Annotated in this window: 13 protein-coding genes; 4 read left to right on the top strand and 9 right to left on the bottom strand. The window is 30.6% G+C overall.

Annotated elements, in window-relative coordinates; translation table 11 throughout:
• Positions 1-338 precede the first annotated feature (338 nt).
• The 3 genes from LKL37_RS01290 to LKL37_RS01280 are packed head-to-tail and all read right to left on the bottom strand — an operon-like array spanning position 339 to position 3,593.
• A complete protein-coding gene (locus LKL37_RS01290; protein WP_431608772.1) occupies positions 339-1,361 on the bottom strand; it encodes a tyrosine-type recombinase/integrase in 1,023 nt (340 codons plus the stop codon).
• Positions 1,358-2,365 (bottom strand): tyrosine-type recombinase/integrase, encoded by a 1,008-nt coding sequence (locus LKL37_RS01285; RefSeq protein WP_431608771.1) that lies wholly within the window; start codon positions 2,363-2,365, stop codon positions 1,358-1,360. The genes LKL37_RS01290 and LKL37_RS01285 overlap by 4 nt, the downstream gene beginning before the upstream one ends.
• Positions 2,358-3,593, bottom strand: coding sequence for a site-specific integrase (locus tag LKL37_RS01280; protein WP_431608770.1), 1,236 nt, complete (start codon positions 3,591-3,593; stop codon positions 2,358-2,360). Before LKL37_RS01280 ends, LKL37_RS01285 begins: the two co-directional genes overlap by 8 nt.
• A 744-nt stretch (positions 3,594-4,337) precedes the next feature.
• Between LKL37_RS01280 and LKL37_RS01275 the strand changes: the two genes are divergently transcribed.
• A complete protein-coding gene (locus LKL37_RS01275) occupies positions 4,338-4,559 on the top strand; it encodes a superinfection immunity protein (protein WP_431608769.1) in 222 nt (73 codons plus the stop codon).
• Between the two features lie 261 nt (positions 4,560-4,820).
• Here LKL37_RS01275 and LKL37_RS01270 read toward each other — a convergent pair whose 3' ends face one another.
• A complete protein-coding gene (locus tag LKL37_RS01270; RefSeq protein WP_431608768.1) occupies positions 4,821-6,137 on the bottom strand; it encodes a hypothetical protein in 1,317 nt (438 codons plus the stop codon).
• A 316-nt stretch (positions 6,138-6,453) separates the two neighbouring features.
• Complete coding sequence (locus LKL37_RS01265) at positions 6,454-8,625, bottom strand: hypothetical protein (RefSeq protein WP_431608767.1); 2,172 nt, start codon at positions 8,623-8,625, stop codon at positions 6,454-6,456.
• Positions 8,626-8,894: 269 nt separating this feature from the next.
• On the opposite strand from LKL37_RS01265, the gene LKL37_RS01260 reads away from it, so the two are divergent.
• Entirely contained in the window at positions 8,895-10,097 is a 1,203-nt protein-coding gene (locus LKL37_RS01260) for an HNH endonuclease (RefSeq protein WP_431608766.1), read from the top strand.
• The gene (locus LKL37_RS01255; protein ID WP_431608765.1) at positions 10,084-11,421 is read left to right on the top strand and encodes an SMODS domain-containing nucleotidyltransferase; all 1,338 of its coding nucleotides are present in this window, start codon (positions 10,084-10,086) and stop codon (positions 11,419-11,421) included. The genes LKL37_RS01260 and LKL37_RS01255 overlap by 14 nt, the downstream gene beginning before the upstream one ends.
• A gap of 149 nt (positions 11,422-11,570) precedes the next feature.
• On the opposite strand, the gene LKL37_RS01250 is transcribed toward LKL37_RS01255, so the two are convergent.
• The 4 genes from LKL37_RS01250 to dnaG all read right to left on the bottom strand — a co-directional run bounded on the left by LKL37_RS01250 (position 11,571) and on the right by dnaG (position 16,231).
• Entirely contained in the window at positions 11,571-12,839 is a 1,269-nt protein-coding gene (locus tag LKL37_RS01250; protein WP_431608764.1) for an esterase-like activity of phytase family protein, read from the bottom strand.
• Positions 12,840-12,980: 141 nt separating this feature from the next.
• Positions 12,981-13,361, bottom strand: coding sequence for a YciI family protein (locus LKL37_RS01245; protein WP_431608763.1), 381 nt, complete (start codon positions 13,359-13,361; stop codon positions 12,981-12,983).
• A gap of 83 nt (positions 13,362-13,444) precedes the next feature.
• Complete coding sequence (gene clpP / locus LKL37_RS01240) at positions 13,445-14,131, bottom strand: ATP-dependent Clp endopeptidase proteolytic subunit ClpP (protein WP_027373257.1); 687 nt, start codon at positions 14,129-14,131, stop codon at positions 13,445-13,447.
• 111 nt (positions 14,132-14,242) lie between these two features.
• A complete protein-coding gene (dnaG, locus tag LKL37_RS01235; protein WP_431608762.1) occupies positions 14,243-16,231 on the bottom strand; it encodes a DNA primase in 1,989 nt (662 codons plus the stop codon).
• Between the two features lie 103 nt (positions 16,232-16,334).
• Between dnaG and tsaE the strand changes: the two genes are divergently transcribed.
• Positions 16,335-16,742, top strand: coding sequence for a tRNA (adenosine(37)-N6)-threonylcarbamoyltransferase complex ATPase subunit type 1 TsaE (tsaE, locus tag LKL37_RS01230; RefSeq protein WP_431608761.1), 408 nt, complete (start codon positions 16,335-16,337; stop codon positions 16,740-16,742).
• Positions 16,743-16,808: the final 66 nt, after the last annotated feature.

The raw sequence follows: 16,808 nt of genomic DNA, 5'->3' as shown, positions 1-16,808 counted from the left end.
TTGAATTTTTATATTTCTTAATTACGAAAAATGACCATTAACCGTTAAATATAACAAATAATTGAATGTAAAAATGGCATATATAATATTTTCGATTATATTTTAAACAAAAGATGAAAAAATTACACTATATATTTGTCATAGAAAGAGTTTTGATATTGATAAGTTCCGTTGCGAAGATTGCCTATGAGCTTAGTTTCAAATATCTGCAACATTTTTTATTCATCTTTTTAAGCAGAGAACGGGTGTGATACCGAATGAATATAGAAGTTTTAATTAATTTATCTGCTGCATACGATTTCCAAATATATGCCGTAATAAATGAGTTGCATCATAAATTATAATATCCCTAAATTATTTAAATCATTCCTAAGTTTGCTGTCTTTTTCCCATGACCCTACTTTTCCTTTTTGTGGAATAACATCTTCATAAACAGATTCTAAAGCCTCTCTTTTTTGTTTTGAGTCAGCACGGGCATATATTTCAGTAGTTATTACACTTGAATGTCCTAAAAAATCTCTAATAAAAATCAGATTAATTCCAGCTTGTACCAGATGCATCGCTTTAGAATGTCTCAAAGTATGCGGACTTATACTTTCTGGAATTAAATTACTATCAATTAATCTGGCCTTTCGAACATATTTTTTAAAAATGTATGTTATACCTGCAGTAGTTAATTTTCCTCCAAAACGATTAGTAAATAAAGGATTCATTAATTTTTCTGATTTATTAAGATTATTTTCTTTAACATATAGCTCCAGCAATTTCATTTGTTCCTTTAGTAGTGGAATTTCTCTCTCCTTATTTCCTTTACCAGTAACTTTAATAAAATATGGTTCTTCAAACCTTATACAGGAAACTGTTAAATCAGCAATCTCTTGTACACGAGCAGCACTGTCATATAAAAGTGCTAACATTGTCAAGTCCCGTCTAGAAGCTATAGTATCATCAGGTATTTGCTCAAGTAATAATTTAATCCCTTCCATTGTCAAATATGTAATTGCTTTACGTGGTTCTTTTTTGGGTCTAATTGAACGAATACTTTGCCATTCTATCATTCTATCGGGTTCTTCATATTGAAGATATTTACAGAATGAACAAATAGTAGCATATCTTTGATTTCTTGTAGATATTGAATTCTTATGTTCTATCTCTAACCATTTAAGAAAATCTAAAATGACATTTTTATTAAGATGCTTTAACTCTATCTTATTTGGAGCAATTTTTTTCTCATCTTTCATAAATATAACAAGTAATCTAAATCCCTTTTTGTAACTTCTAATAGTATTTGCACTAACTCCACATTCACCAATGAGATATAAATGTATATAGTTATGTAAATGCTTGGCAAAATCTGTCATATACTTTCAATATTTAAAGATTCAACTGTTGGAAAAATTTGAGCTGCCAATTTCTCCATATTTATTAATTCGGGAAATGCCTCCGCAGTCATTCTAACATACATTTCCGTTGATCTTACATTTACATGTCCTAGAAAAGCCGAAATTATTGGTAAAGCACAATAAATATCTATATCATTTTTTACCATTTTTATAAGTGCATGAACTGCTGCTGTGTGTCTAAGATCGTGTAAACGAGGTGGATTTCCACCTGTTTTTTGTTTAATCCCTAAAAACTTTAGAATTTCATTAAACCAATCTCTAATTCGATTAACACAACATTTTTTCCCAAGTTGGGTTATAAAGAAATGATGGTTAGGTAATAAGATATTTTCGACTCTAATACAATCTCTAAATTCTTTATATTGCTTTAAAACTAGCAGTAAAGAATCATTTATTGCTGATAATCTTTCTGTATTATTTTTCTCTCCTATAATACGTATGCATCTTTTTTCAAAATCAATATCTTCATTTTTTATTTCTAATGCTTCGCTAATTCTAATACCCGTACTATAAAGTAATCTAATTAAAGCAGGAACTACAAATACCATAATTCGAGGATCTTTTTTCCATATCTTTATTTGGCTAGATGTTGAAAAAATTTCTTCCATTTCTTTATGGGTAAATACATATGGTAAATACCTATTCTTTCCTCCATTTTTAGGGAGTCTAGGAATATAGCATTCTACACCCAAAGAGCACATATATTTAGCAAGCTGATTCCATGCAGAAATTTTTATGTAAAGACTACGTTCGCTATCATTACTTCTGCTATTCTTCCATTCAACAATTGTCTCTTGTTTTATATACGAATCTCGAATGTTATACTCATTATAGAATTTGTCGAATTCTAGCATTATCCATTTTAGCCCATCTCTTTTTAAAAAACCTTTTTGTTCCTTCTCTCTTAAAAAGCTTTCAATATAAGGTGCTATTTTACTTGTAAAAACAAATTCTTTACTCATAACAATAATTAATTTGTGAATAAAATTCTTTATCTACAATTGGAACATCTAAAGAACATAATAGTAATTTCTCGATATTCAAGTTTAGGTAATCCGTTGTTGAAGTTATATTTGAATGTCCTAAGGAACTTGATATTATTAATAAAGAAGTACCTTTATTTAACATATTTGTAGCTAAACTATGCCTTAAGGAATGACTTCCCGCTTTTTTATTTTTAAAATCAATATGAGCTATTTTAAAATACTTTTTAATTGCCGTATAAAATGCTCCATCACTTAAAGCATTATAAGGTCCCGATGCCCTTAAAAATATATAAGAAATATTTGACTTTGGTCTTCCATGCTTTATATAATCAATAATAGCTTCTCCAATATCTATTAGTAATGGTAACTCTATTATTTTCTTTGTCTTAAACTGTTCAAGCCGAATAATATTTTCATTCCAATTAATATTTGAAAAATTTAAATACCTGATATCTGAAGATCTAAGCCCTAATCTAGTTGCTAATAATATCATTGCATAATCTCTTTTACCGACAGCCGTTGCCCTGTCAATATTAGCCTCAAGTTGTGAAATTTCAATAGGAGTGTAATATGATGGTAATTTTTTGAATCTTTTTTTCTTAAATTGATCTAAAATGTGTGAAGCATGATAATCTACGATTTTTTCTTCATACAATTTTTTTAATATTGCTCTAAATATTATCGCATATTCATTAGCCATAGAGTTTTGGCTTGATAAGAAGGAAAGAATTAAATTAGAAGTAACATCTTTTAGTGAAATAATATTGTCTATTTGTAATCTTTCACAGAATGTATAAAGACATCTATAATAATTTTTCTTAGTACCAATAGCGAGTCCTTTTTCATGACAATAATTGTTAAGAAAATTCATAAAAAAAACACCAAGATCACCGGGAAAAGGTATATCATAGTTTCTTCCCTGATATTTATATACCCATTCTTTCTTCAACATTCCATTTAAAAGAATGATATATCTTCTGTCATTACGGTAATTTTGTTTAGCCTTAATACTAATGATAGAGTCTCTATACTTTAGATACGAATCCCCAATTTCTTCGCAATAATTAGTAAGTGATTTGCTTTCCATGTATTTAATTAGATTATTAAATTCAGTGGAAAATCTTTTCAACATACTACTTGAATCACCATTTTCGTTTATGTACTTTTTAAGCGAGGTGTGTAAGGTATATATACTTTCTTCCATGATAAATTATTTATCCTGAAGAAATAGCTTTAATTCATAGTCAAATTTTTAAATAAATTTACAACAATATTTTAATAGTCAATTACTTAAAAACAAAATATTTGATTTTGAAACATAGAGATTTAGAAAATATTAAATAATAGTGTAATTGTCATTGATTACAAATTTATGAATTGACTTGGCAAAATAATGTTGTCCCCCTCAACTTCATGCATGATAAGGGATACAATGAGAAATTTTGATTTTCGGAAAGCTGATTCTAACTAGAGTAAAATATAACAATCTTATTTACAAAGAAAATTAACAAAAATATTGGAAACATAGAATTGCTAAATCCAGTCACCAGATAAAAGAAAATTTTAATTTAAGCTTTCGTTTTCGAGCTGGATAATTACAATAAAAAGAAATTCCAAATATGGTGTATTTACAATACACTTATCACACTCATTACAATTACTTTAGGATTTACCTACAATTTATTATACAAAAATAATAAGTGAGACTGTTTATTTTGATTATATAAACTTTTAATTTTGATTTTATATATTTGCTTACAAAATTAAAATAACGTCAAGCGTAAGCTATCGTTTTGGTACATAAAGCCGCGAACTTTAAAATGATAACCAAAAATGATAGACTTACGCCCATGCTTATACGGCGTGGGCTAAGTCTTTCTGGTTATCGGGTACTTCGCGGCACCTATGTACGGATTGATATTAGTTCCACGCTTTTTATTAAATAGGCATGATACAAATTTTAACCGTAACTACTCAACAAGAAGAAGGAGGAGCATTATTTCTAAAAATAATTTTGTTCATATATTTCATTCCTTCAATGATAGCTTTACTTCGTCTTCCAGTACTAAAGTTCAAATTTCTAATCGTTTTATTAATTAATGCATTCTTTGGATGGACAGTCTATGGTTGGTGGCTTTCTTTTATAAAAGCGGTATCTAGCAAAGGATAATCTATAATGTAATAATATTAAATAATCCGGTATATGATGATAAAGGTAATTTTAAAGGTACACAAAACTGAAGTTGATCAAGTCTTGAGTAAGCTGGTAAAACTGGGAATTAAAAATATAAAAATTAAAAAGAAGAGGAAAAGATTAAATCTTTTTCGTTACAAAAACACATTTGAAAATCCCGACAGTAAAATAGACGGAACTATTAAATAAAATAAGCAATAATTTCCCAATCAATTAAACATAAATACATTTCCGTTGTCATATTTCATCTAAATAATCTAAAAAAAGATTCTTATCATTAAAAAGAGTAGCCTTTTCACATATACTAAATAAAATCTGAACTAATTCACCTTGGAAAACTTGTAGTTCGTAATTATCAATATACAAGCGAATAGATTTATGAGTCATTTTATGCCTGATTTGATACATATTATCTAATATTAGTTCTAATTTATCGTTAGAGTTTTTAGAACTAATATTTCTAAAATTCAAGAATCGAGTTTTACATTTTTGAACCATGCCATGAATTTCAGTATCTCTGAGAAATATGCTTTCAAGAATCATAATGAACTTAGATATTCGAAGATGTAAATCATCTTCAGATATACATTTAGAATAAAAAATAATAGAGTTTTTAACTAAAATTTCTAGATGAACTTTACTATGAAATAAACCTCCAAATTGGTCATAAATGGGCATATATCCATTAATCATTTCTACAGTGTAACTTATTTGATGACATCTATTTACTTGTTCATGTATTGCCAGCCCAAATTTATTCCCCTCTTTAAAAGAAAGAAAATCAAATTTCGAAGGCATTTTACTTGCAAGCTCTAGAAAACACTTTTCAAATGGTATAACCACCGTAGGAGATGTAAGTTTTAATACATCTACAATGTAAGATGCTTTTTCATAAGCTAATTTGCTAGCTAGCCTTTTCTCTGCAATAACCTCTACGCAAACAAAAACCTGACCCAAATATTTTTTATATAATTTATTGAAATCATCTTCACTGATTCCTTCGGATTTTTTTTCCTGAAATAATTGTTCAAAATATTCTTTAGTAAAATATGTTATTTTAGCATCGCCAATGGAAAACTCTTCATCAACCTCAAGATTTAAAATCGGGTAGTAAAACGAATACTTTTTAACATCATCATCTACTAATCTATTTAAGTAATTTAATAAGCCCTCCTTGGAAAACTTATTTTTATAAATATCTACTATCCAAATCAATACTTTCTCCTTCAAATATTCAATTGAAACAAGATCAGATAAACCTTTGTGTTCATTGAATTGATAAATAAATTCATAAAATCCCTTATAATCTAATTCAGAAAAGCCATAACGGATTCCTTTGCTGAAAATGAAAATTTTTCTATCTGATAAATCAGAAAAATACTGTGTAACTATTGCAATACTATTATTAATCAAATCAGAAAGATCAGTAATCTCTCTTGTTGAAAGCGAACCTTTTAAAGACACATCTTCAAATTTCTTAAAACTTTCATCTCTGATCTCTATTATTTGGGGAACAAAAGTATAGGCTTTTAATTCAAAATCATTATCATTCATATGCTAAGCAATTTAAATTGTGTAATTTATTTGTAGGCTTCTGAATAAAAAAGAAGCAAAGTGATTAACTTTGCTTCTAATTTCTGTGCTGACCAGGTCTAGACCTGCAGTGTTGCATTACATTCTCTAAACGGCCTAAGCGCATTCTTTGATAAGCTCTAACATACACCGGTTTCCAACCAGCGCAACGTAAACATTGTGGTGTCATAATAAACGATTTAAATATTAATAATTATAACTTTAAATCACTATGACATGCTTACATTTACAAATGTATTTTATTTTAATAAATGGACAAAATAAAATACTCATTTTTCTATTTCAAGTTTTGAGTATTTTTATATAAGTCAATTAGATGATGAACAGACATATCAATTAAGGGCTCATACATAAAAGAGTTAATATGGATATTTTCAGGTGTCATCAAATTTACTCGATCTATTGTTCCTAGGTTAATACTTACAGGATATTTCTTCTTATACATATTGGATAGGACTCTTGTTTGAACATAATTTATTTTTGTAACATCTGCTTCTGGTAGCTTAGATATCATATATTGTTCAGCCTTTAATCTACAAGCAATTGCTAATGTAATTTTATTCTCTAATAAAATTTCGTTTATTTCTTTTTCCTCTACAATTGAGTCAGCAGTTGAAAAGATGAAATCCTGAATATTAAAAGCTTTATCAAAATCAATACTCTTATCACTAAGTTTGATAATTCTGTTTTTATAAATTGTAAATACTTCATCAACAATAATCCCTCTAGAATCAGATTTCTCATGGAGACAACTAGTAAGTTTTTTATAATCGTCTGTATCTGAAGAGTCTGAATACTCTATTATATTGCGCACAAATGAAATAAGACTTATAAATGTTTTTGTATCATTATAATTATTTAAAAATTCTTTAAACAGATCTTGCTTATACAGCCCTGGGATAATTTGAATTTTTCTATTTTCATCCTTAGAAGTCATAAAACATTGTTTACCCATATTCAAACGAGATGCAATTGTTCTATAAAAATCGAAATTATGCGTTAAGATAAGTGATTTGAATTTTTCTGATTGATGAAGATCAATAATATATTCTATTATGGCATACTTATTTTTATAATCAAAAGAATCTGCTATATCATCAAAGATTACCAATGTTTCTTCATTATTATTTTTCCTTGATTCTATCTCAAATAAAAACTGTAAAATAAAATATGCTCGTTGTTCACCTTTACTAAGTATTTTCAATAAATTTTCTTTTGTTTGGGGTTTAGATTCTTCATTTTCATCTGTAAAAATAAACTCCAAATTAGCAGTCTCCCTTTTTAAAATTACGTCATGTAGATTCCCCATTTTTACTTCAAATGGTACATAAAATCTATCATTAAATTTGTTGATAATATCATTCCATAGCTCTAACTCTTTTTTAGATTCTGAGATAATAATATCTAATTCTTTCTTTTTCTCTTCATACATTTTAGATAATGCTTCTGCATCATCTTTAACCTCGGATACGAAGCTAGTCCAAACCTTTTTTTTGAAACCTTCATAATCTTTTAAATTTACCAATAAGGAATTATCTTGCTCAATAACTTGTTTAAATGCTCTTAAATCTATGTTTGCTCCAATAGCTTTGTCGACTTTGTTAAAAGATTCTTTTAACTTCTCATCAGCTAAAATTTTTTCAAGCTCAGCATTATATAATTCTTTTAATTGTGATGATTCTGTAATTTCTGTTCCATCTTCCAAAACAAATTTATGACCGGCATCAAAGTAAGAGTTATCCTCTGTAGATTTCATAATTTCATTTGCCTGATAGGTTCCGAAAGTATTATTACCGGATAATTTAAATAACTTAGAATTTGAAAGGATTTGATTATAGTTTTCTACATAGTCATCTAATAAATCCTCATTTTTATCTAAGAATTTTTTTACAATTCCTTTGGTGTCAAATACTGTATTATACTTAAATGTAATCTTATCTGAGTCCTCAGTAAGCTGATCCACATTTGAGGATAATACGTCAAAGAAGTTTTTCTGAGAATCACTGCTAAAAGTTCCCATATATTCAACTTCACAGTCAGTACTCTTTGATATTGTTTTAAGCTTTTTTAAAAGTTCAGCTTTAGCATTATTTAATTCAGAATAAATTTGATCATATTTTTCTTTAAGTTCCTTACGAGCTATGAATGAGGTTATTTTATTTGTAGCATCATAAGAATTGTCTTCTGCATTAATAACCAAAATTGAATCTGGATTTATCTCTACATCATCAGATAATATTTCAAATTTTGACTTCTTACTATACACAACATCTTTTGGAAGATTTTTTTTATCATTCTTAGAAATCAAATCAAATGTTTTAGCGAATGAGGTTTTCATTGTCCCGTTCGGTGCATAAATAAGATACGAGTTGACTTTATTAAAATTAAATTCATGCTTTAGTTGCCCTATGCCGAAGCAGTTTTCAAAATCAAGCTTTAAAATTTTCATAGTAATTTAATTAGTTTTTTAGGTTGTAATAATATGAATTATATTATCATACAGAATATGGGTTTCCGTAAAAAAACAACATTTTCTATTATTATTTTGATGTTTTTAAAATATTACAAATAAAAGTAAATATTTAATAGCACGCAAAATGATTGCGCACTAAGTTTCTAATTTTGAAATCGTAAGCTATTAAGAATTTAAAAAGGAAAAATAATTTTATTGAAACTATAAATGTCATGTAATTGTAATGTTTTAAAATACTTAAAGAAATGAGATCACAGAAAAAAAAGATAGATTTAGAAAATTATATTGTAGAAGACAGACCATCTATAAAGGAAATTGATAAATTAAAACTCTATACTAAATCTGGAGGTAGATGTGCAATTTGTAATAAATATCTTATTGATTTAGGATATGGTGTCAACATTGGTGAAATGGCACATATTGTTGGATGGACTAATAAGCAGAAATCTCCAAGAGGAATTTCTGCATTACCACTAGATAAAAGAAACACTGAAGAAAACTTGATACTCCTTTGTGCAGAACATCATAAAATCATTGATGATAAAAAAGCTTTAGAAGAGTTTACTGTTGAAAGATTAATTGCTCATAAAAATGAGCACGAATCTAGAATACATCATCTTACAAACTTACATAAAGATTCTGATTCTGTTGTACTAAGAATGTTGGGCAACATCCGAGGGATTTCTGTTGAACTTTCTCAAGAAAATGCCAGACATGCCGTTTATAATACTGATAAGAAATTTGCTCGTTTTATTGATAGTTTTGATAAACAAAGTATCGAAATAGATCTATCTGCACTTCCAGAACCAGAAATTAACTGGGATTCTTATTGGCAAATGGGAACAGGAATTATTGATAAAGAACTAAGATTATTTGAGCAGGGAATTAATAGTGGCTCTATCAGACATTTATCTGTTTTTGCATTAACTAGAATACCTTTATTAATATACTTAGGATACAAGATTGGAGATAAAGTTCCTGTATCGGTATATCAAAAGCAGAGGGGTAATGAAGAAAGCTGGGCATGGCCAGGTAATGAAGACATACAATTTGAAATAGAAACTAAACAAATCAAAGCATCGGATGATGTTATCTTGATTTTAAGTTTAAGTGGAAGTATTGATTTAGATAAACTTCCTGCAGATCTCATTTCAAGTGCTAGCATTTATCTAATTAAACCTGTAAATATTGTTCCCAATAGGGATATATTCCTTTCAAAAAAAACTTATGAAAATTTCGTAAAAATGTATCATCAATTTTTAAGTTCATTAGAAATCGAGCAAAAATCTTGTAAAAACCTCCATCTTTTTCCAGCAATACCAATTTCCGCTGGAATTGCTTGTGGTAGAGGTCTAATGAGGAATATACATCCGGCATTAATAGTTTATGATTTTGCAGAAAAAGAATATTTACCAACAATTAAAATAAACGCTTATGAAACTAATTAATTATTTTAAAAATTTTCTTGACAATCAGGTCAATTTAAATTCAAGCAGAATAAAAACGCTTGATGAAAGAACCGAAGCAATTACTCAATTCCTTAAAAATAGCGACTTATTGGAGGAAAATTTTATCGATGTTATTCCACAAGGATCTTATGCACATAAAACAATTATTAAACCAGTAAGAACGACCGATGAATATGATGCAGATATACTACTTCAATTGGAAGAATTTACAGATTGGGAGGCACAAGATTATGTAGAAAATTTATATACATTATTTCGAGTAAGTAACGTATATAGAGACAAAGTAAGTAGAAAGACAAGGTGTGTAACCATTACATATGCGAATGATTTTCACATGGATATAGTTCCATTTATGGAAAGACATGGTCAAAAGTACATTACAAATAGGCATGAAAATATTTTTGAATTAACAGATCCTGAAAAGTTTACAGATTGGCTTGATGAAAGAAGTAGAATAACTAAACATCATTTTGTAAAAGTTGTCAGATTAATAAAATATATTCGTGATTATAAAAGAACATTTTCAGTAAAATCCATAATATTAAATACTTTACTTGGAGAACAAATTAATGATGCTGCATTACTCGAAAATGAAAATTGTTATGACGATGTTTCTACTGCTTTATATAATATCATGAAAAAGCTTAAAAATTATGTAGAATCAAATTACTATATGCCTACAATTGCTGATCCTAGTGAAACTGGAGAAAACTTTGGCGACCGTTGGGATCAAGATGGTTGGTTAGTTTTTCGTGACAAAATGATTTATTACAGTGATAAAATTACAGATGCTTATGAAGATCAAGACTTAAACTCAAGTTTGGAAAAATGGCAAGCAATTTTTGGAGAAGAGTTTAAGAAACTTATAATTGAAAATTCAAAGGTAAAACGATTATCTGATGGTAGTATCTTATCATTTACCGATACTGAGGAAACACTAGCTGATCATAATATTGCGCGTAAGATAAATCCTCGATATAAAGCTACATTGAAAGGTAGGGTAACTCCCAAAAATGGATTCAGAACGTATAATTTATCTGAGAGAGGTAATAAGGTTGATAAAGGACGTTCTGTTGCATTTTCTATTACTTGTAATGTTCCTCAACCATATACTATTTATTGGAAAGTTTTAAATCGTGGTGATGAAGCTTTAAGGAATGATTGTATTAGAGGGCAGATTAAAATGGGTTATTCTTCTCATACTGAGCCGACTATTTTTCGGGGAAATCATTATGTAGAATGCTACATTGTAAAGGAAGGCATTTGTGTGGCAATGGATAGACAATCTGTATTTATTGTCTAATAAAAATAAACAGCTATTAGCAGCTGTTTATTTTTTTATTATAAATTAAAAGCAAAAACTATATTATTATCAATACAATGTTATCAAAATTAAGTATGATAATCAATAATATAGACTCAAATATCATTACTGCTTTTGATAATAGTTATCTATTGATAATCGACTACATACATTGTTCCTTTGTCTACCCTACCTGTTTTGGGTAAAATTTTTGCTTTTGGATTTCCGTTTCCGTCATCTACCACTCCAAAATCATCATCATTGAAAACAGCCAGTTTATTATTTCCTAAATAAACAATTCCTTCAAACTTATCATGTTCATAGCCCAGTTTTGCTACAAGATCTACAGCTAATGTTTTGGTAACTGATTTTATTCCTGCATTGGTAATTTCATCCCATGAGCACTGTTCTAAAGCTTTTCCATTCACTTTCATACCATCTACAGCTGCAATATCAGCACCGTTTACATCGGTAGCATTACTCAGATTGATTCTGTACACTTTCTTGATACCACCCTGAGATCCAAAATTTCCATCTCTTTCGATCACTAAGAATTCATTATTACTTAGTGCAGTAATATCACAAACCGAATCAGAAGCACCTCCATCCTGTTTGTATAAAAACTGCTTAGTCTGCCCGGTAACAATATCAAAAGTGACAATTCTTGTTAAAGTAGTATTGGTTGCCAATGCTTTGCTGGGTACCAGCATCATCGACTGGATTGTTCCCACCAGCGTTCTTCCATCCGGGGTAATACAAAGTCCTTCCATCCCTCTGTTAGCTCTTCTTTTCGCCAAAACAGCGGGTAACTTTCTTGGTCCTGTATTTACACCTATTGGACTTATTCTTTCCATCTCCACGCCATCTGCACTGTAATGCACAATGTGTGGACCATATTCATCAGAAACCCAGAATGTACCGTCAGACGCAGCGACAATACTTTCGCTGTCAAGACCATAGTTATCAGTCCCTAAAACATTTCCGGAAGCATCATAAGCAATTTCTCCGGTGCTTCCCATTCCGACAGGATTAGGAAGACCTGTAATAGGTTGTCCGGATGGGTTTTTAAGTTTAATATATTTGATTACCTCTATATTCCCGTCAGCATTGATTTTAAAATGCATAATGGTTGGGGTAAAATTAGGGGCAAGAAATTTTTTCCCATTTTGAAAGTCAGTATTAGGGCCTCTGTCTGTAATAACGTAAAATTCTCCTTTCCTTGTAGGATGAGCTGCTGCTCCGGAACCAAATCCGCCATTGATGACGTCTACTCCATTTATAGTAGCCAGTTTTGTAAACGGAAACTCCTGAGGGAGTTTAGAATAATTAATATCCTGGTTTATTACTGCTGTATCATCATCACTTTTACATGAAGCTAATACTGCCAGTACTCCAACAGACCATAGTAATTTTTTCATATGCTATTTTATGGCTGCGAATGTATCACTTGATTGTAAACTGATCTTGAATGTAATGATAATTATGCTTTAACATTGAACCTAAACAAAAAAATCAATACGGTTACATCCTGCTACTGACCTTTAAAATAAATGATTCTATTAATTTGAAGGATAAATAAAATTGGTTTCCTCCTCTTTCATTTTAATCGGCAGGATTTCGATGGTTGCAGAAGGAACATATTCAAACTCTGGATTCTCTTTTGCAATTTCAATCGCCTCATCAATATTGTTAGCACGAATATGATAATATCCTACCTGAACTTCCTTATTGGGATCTACAGGAACTTTGATCCAGCCACCAGTGCTTTTGGAAAGTATAAAACCTTCGCGAATGATTGGCTGTGCTGCAACAAGCAGGTTTTCATTTTTGAGCCGTTCAATATAGGACTCACATTTTTTTATAAATGCCAAATGTTCATCTGCAGAAAGAGCAATCTTTGCATTCCCTGCATTGCGGATATAAAACATAAATTCTTTCATATTTTGTTTTTTTAATCCTCAAAAATAAAAAAAGAACACATCTTATGATATGTTCTTTTTTAAAATATTCTTAAAAAAATAAATTATTTTTTCTCTGTAGATCTTTGTAAAACCTCGTCTACCATTCCGTAGCCTTTAGCTTCTTCAGAAGTCATCCAGTAATCTCTGTCTGAAGATTTCTCTACCCACTCATATGTTTGTCCTGAGTGATGACCAATGATTTCATAAAGCTCCTGCTTCAATTTCAGCATCTCTCTCAAGTTGATCTCCATATCAGAAGCAACTCCCTGAGCACCTCCTGAAGGCTGGTGAATCATTACTCTTGAATGCTTAAGCGCAGAACGTTTTCCTTTTTCTCCGGCAACCAATAATACAGCTCCCATAGAAGCAGCCATACCTGTACAGATCGTTGCTACATCCGGTTTGATAATCTGCATGGTGTCATAAATACCTAATCCGGCATATACGCTACCACCTGGAGAGTTGATATAGATCTGAATATCTTTTGACGGATCTGCACTTTCTAAGAATAAAAGCTGAGCCGTAACAATGTTTGCTACCTGATCGTCAATACCTGTTCCAAGGAAGATAATTCTATCCATCATCAGACGGGAGAAAACATCCATCTGAGCAACGTTTAATCTTCTTTCTTCCATGATGTACGGAGTAAGATTCGTCGGTCCATACATTCCCATATACTGATCGGTAACCAAACCGTTGTTTCCTAAGTGTTTTACAGAGAAATCTCTGAATTCTTTTTTAATGTCCATATTTCTATTATGTATTATTTTTACAATATTCTCGAAGTTTAAATTACAATATTTATTCCTAAAATTTTATAGGACTTTTTGTCACAGAATACCAAAAAATCTGACTTTAAATTATCTCTTACGATCTACATAAATTCCTTTGATAGGCGAATATTCGATAATATTACTCAATCGCATAGAAGCCTGTTTTAACAGCGTAATCTTTTTGATCAGCTCATAATATTTCATTTCATCTGTACTGCTGTACTGATCAAGCTCTTTGGCGGTCTCTTTGATTAAGTAATCAATATACCTGTATTTGTGTAAAAGAACATCTCCTTTGATCTGATCTGCCACTTTATCACCGTAATTGGGTGGATAAATATTTCTGGAAGCCCAGTTTTCAAGATCATCCAACGGAATTAAAGCATCTACAACCTTTGTGGTAATCTCTTCGTCCATAAAAGATACAAAAAAGTTTCCACTTCTGAGCTCATCTTTTTGAATTCCTTCCCTTACCTGATTGATAATAATCTCGTTTTCTTTTACCAAAAATATATACTGTTCTTCTTCAAAATGATGAAGAATTTCTTCAATAACAGTAATCTGATATTCTTCATTCTGATCATTATTTCTTTTCAGAACAATATCTCCAAACATCAGCATATGATCTACAAGCTTATTTTCCATGAACAACACATCATATAGAAAAGGATCCTCTTTTTCCTGATCCAAAGGAACAATCTCCATCTTTGGAGCTGCTACCTTTTCTTTCTGCTGCTGCTGAACATGATGCGTCTGATTCTGCGTAATCTGTTTCTGAACATCCAGTTCATTGAAAAGACTCTGCTCGGAAAGTCCAAATTTATTGGAAACCTCTTTAAGATAAACTTCTCTTTTCAGGGCATTCTGTACAAAAGAAACCGATTTTACAATATCCCTTATCGCTTCTGCCTTTTTAATAGGGTCATTTCCGATATCTTTTAGCAGAATTTCCGCTTTAAAGTCGATGAAATCCATCGCTTCATTTTCGATGTATTTCTCAACATATTCCTGCGGATGTTTTCTGGCAAAGGAATCCGGGTCATCCCCATCAGGGAAAAGTAAAACACGAATGTTCATTCCTTCCGTCAGCAGCATATCAATACTTCGGAAACTGGCTTTGATACCGGCATTATCACCATCAAAAAGAATGGTTACGTTTTCCGTAAGCCTCTTAATCAGTTTAATCTGCTCTGTAGTCAGAGAAGTTCCGGAACTTGCCACCACATTTTCAATTCCGGACATATGAAGCGAAATTACATCCATATATCCTTCCACCAAAAGACAGCCATTCTTTCTTGAAATAGCCTGTTTACTTTGGTTTAATCCGTAAAGAACATTGGATTTATGATAAATCTCTGTTTCCGGCGAATTGAGATATTTCGCTGTTTTGACATTATTCTTAAGAATCCTTGCTCCAAACCCTAAAACCCTGCCGGAAAAACTGTGAATAGGGAAAATAACTCTTTCTCTAAAACGGTCTACACCTGCCGGAGTATTTTCAGGGAAAATAGAAAGTCCGGATTTTTCAAGAATTTCTTTGGTATATCCTTTCTCCAGAGCATAAGCCGTAAAAGCATTCTTTTTCTCAGGAGAATACCCCAGTTGGAATTTATTAATAATATCATCCTTCAGCTCTCTCTCTTTAAAATAAGAAAGACCTATACTTCTGCCTTCACGATCATCCCAAAGAATCTCCTGAAAATAGCTATTGGCTACTTCATGAATCTTATATAAAAGATCTTTTTCAGTCTGGGCATTTTTCGCTTCTTCAGAAATTTCACGGAGATCTTCTTCAATTTCAATTCCGTACTTTTTTGCAGCGTGGCGAAGTGCCTCAGGATAAGTAAAGTTCTCAATTTCCATAAGGAAAGAAATCGCTGTTCCTCCTTTTCCTGTTGAGAAATCTTTCCAGATCTGTTTGCTTGGTGACACGACAAAACTTGGAGATTTCTCTTCATGAAACGGACTGAGCCCTTTGTAATTAGACCCTGCTCTTTTCAACTGCACGTATTCACCCACAATCTCTTCAACGCGGATTGTGGAAAATATCTTATCAATGGTCTGTTTGGAAATCATAGTACAAAAATACACATAAAAAAAAACCTTACAATTATATAATACAAGTGCATTATATTTAGTAAGTTTTATCATTATTTTTGCAAAATAAATTTGGTATTATATGCAATTCACTATAGATAAAATCGAAGACTGGCAGGAAGTTGTTGACAGCATCATTCCTCAATTAAAACATAATATTTTTTTATTAAAAGGAAATCTGGGAGCGGGTAAAACGACATTCACCCAATTTCTGCTTAAAAATATGGGCAGTACCGATGAAGTAAACTCTCCTACTTACTCTATTGTGAATGAATACAATACAGAAAAAGGGAAAATATACCACTTTGATCTTTACCGCTTAAAAAACATTGAAGAAGTATATGATATCGGGATTGAAGAATACCTCGACAATTCTTTTTTATGCATCATCGAGTGGCCGGAAGTCTATGAGGAGGAGCTTTACGGGCTTAACTACCACACAATGAGTATTGTGAATACGGGTGAAAAAAGAGAAATTTCATTCGATTAAATATTATGTATCTTTGCTCATTAATTGAGTGTAAAATAACAATCTGTAAGACATAATTTAATTTAA

The sequence above is a fragment of the Chryseobacterium sp. 'Rf worker isolate 10' genome (genome assembly GCF_050753305.1).
GTDB lineage: Bacteria > Bacteroidota > Bacteroidia > Flavobacteriales > Weeksellaceae > Chryseobacterium.
This window is presented reverse-complemented; position numbering and strand designations above follow the sequence as displayed.

What these genes read in the sequence shown, in the direction of transcription:
- LKL37_RS01280 (WP_431608770.1), bottom strand. Translation starts at nt 3,593, where the DNA reads ATGGAAGAAAGTATATATACCTTACACACCTCGCTTAAAAAGTACATA.
- LKL37_RS01275 (WP_431608769.1), top strand. Translation starts at nt 4,338, where the DNA reads ATGATACAAATTTTAACCGTAACTACTCAACAAGAAGAAGGAGGAGCA.
- tsaE (WP_431608761.1), top strand. Translation starts at nt 16,335, where the DNA reads ATGCAATTCACTATAGATAAAATCGAAGACTGGCAGGAAGTTGTTGAC.
- LKL37_RS01260 (WP_431608766.1), top strand. Translation starts at nt 8,895, where the DNA reads ATGAGATCACAGAAAAAAAAGATAGATTTAGAAAATTATATTGTAGAA.
- LKL37_RS01265 (WP_431608767.1), bottom strand. Translation starts at nt 8,625, where the DNA reads ATGAAAATTTTAAAGCTTGATTTTGAAAACTGCTTCGGCATAGGGCAA.
- LKL37_RS01250 (WP_431608764.1), bottom strand. Translation starts at nt 12,839, where the DNA reads ATGAAAAAATTACTATGGTCTGTTGGAGTACTGGCAGTATTAGCTTCA.
- dnaG (WP_431608762.1), bottom strand. Translation starts at nt 16,231, where the DNA reads ATGATTTCCAAACAGACCATTGATAAGATATTTTCCACAATCCGCGTT.
- clpP (WP_027373257.1), bottom strand. Translation starts at nt 14,131, where the DNA reads ATGGACATTAAAAAAGAATTCAGAGATTTCTCTGTAAAACACTTAGGA.
- LKL37_RS01245 (WP_431608763.1), bottom strand. Translation starts at nt 13,361, where the DNA reads ATGAAAGAATTTATGTTTTATATCCGCAATGCAGGGAATGCAAAGATT.
- LKL37_RS01270 (WP_431608768.1), bottom strand. Translation starts at nt 6,137, where the DNA reads ATGAATGATAATGATTTTGAATTAAAAGCCTATACTTTTGTTCCCCAA.
- LKL37_RS01255 (WP_431608765.1), top strand. Translation starts at nt 10,084, where the DNA reads ATGAAACTAATTAATTATTTTAAAAATTTTCTTGACAATCAGGTCAAT.
- LKL37_RS01290 (WP_431608772.1), bottom strand. Translation starts at nt 1,361, where the DNA reads ATGACAGATTTTGCCAAGCATTTACATAACTATATACATTTATATCTC.
- LKL37_RS01285 (WP_431608771.1), bottom strand. Translation starts at nt 2,365, where the DNA reads ATGAGTAAAGAATTTGTTTTTACAAGTAAAATAGCACCTTATATTGAA.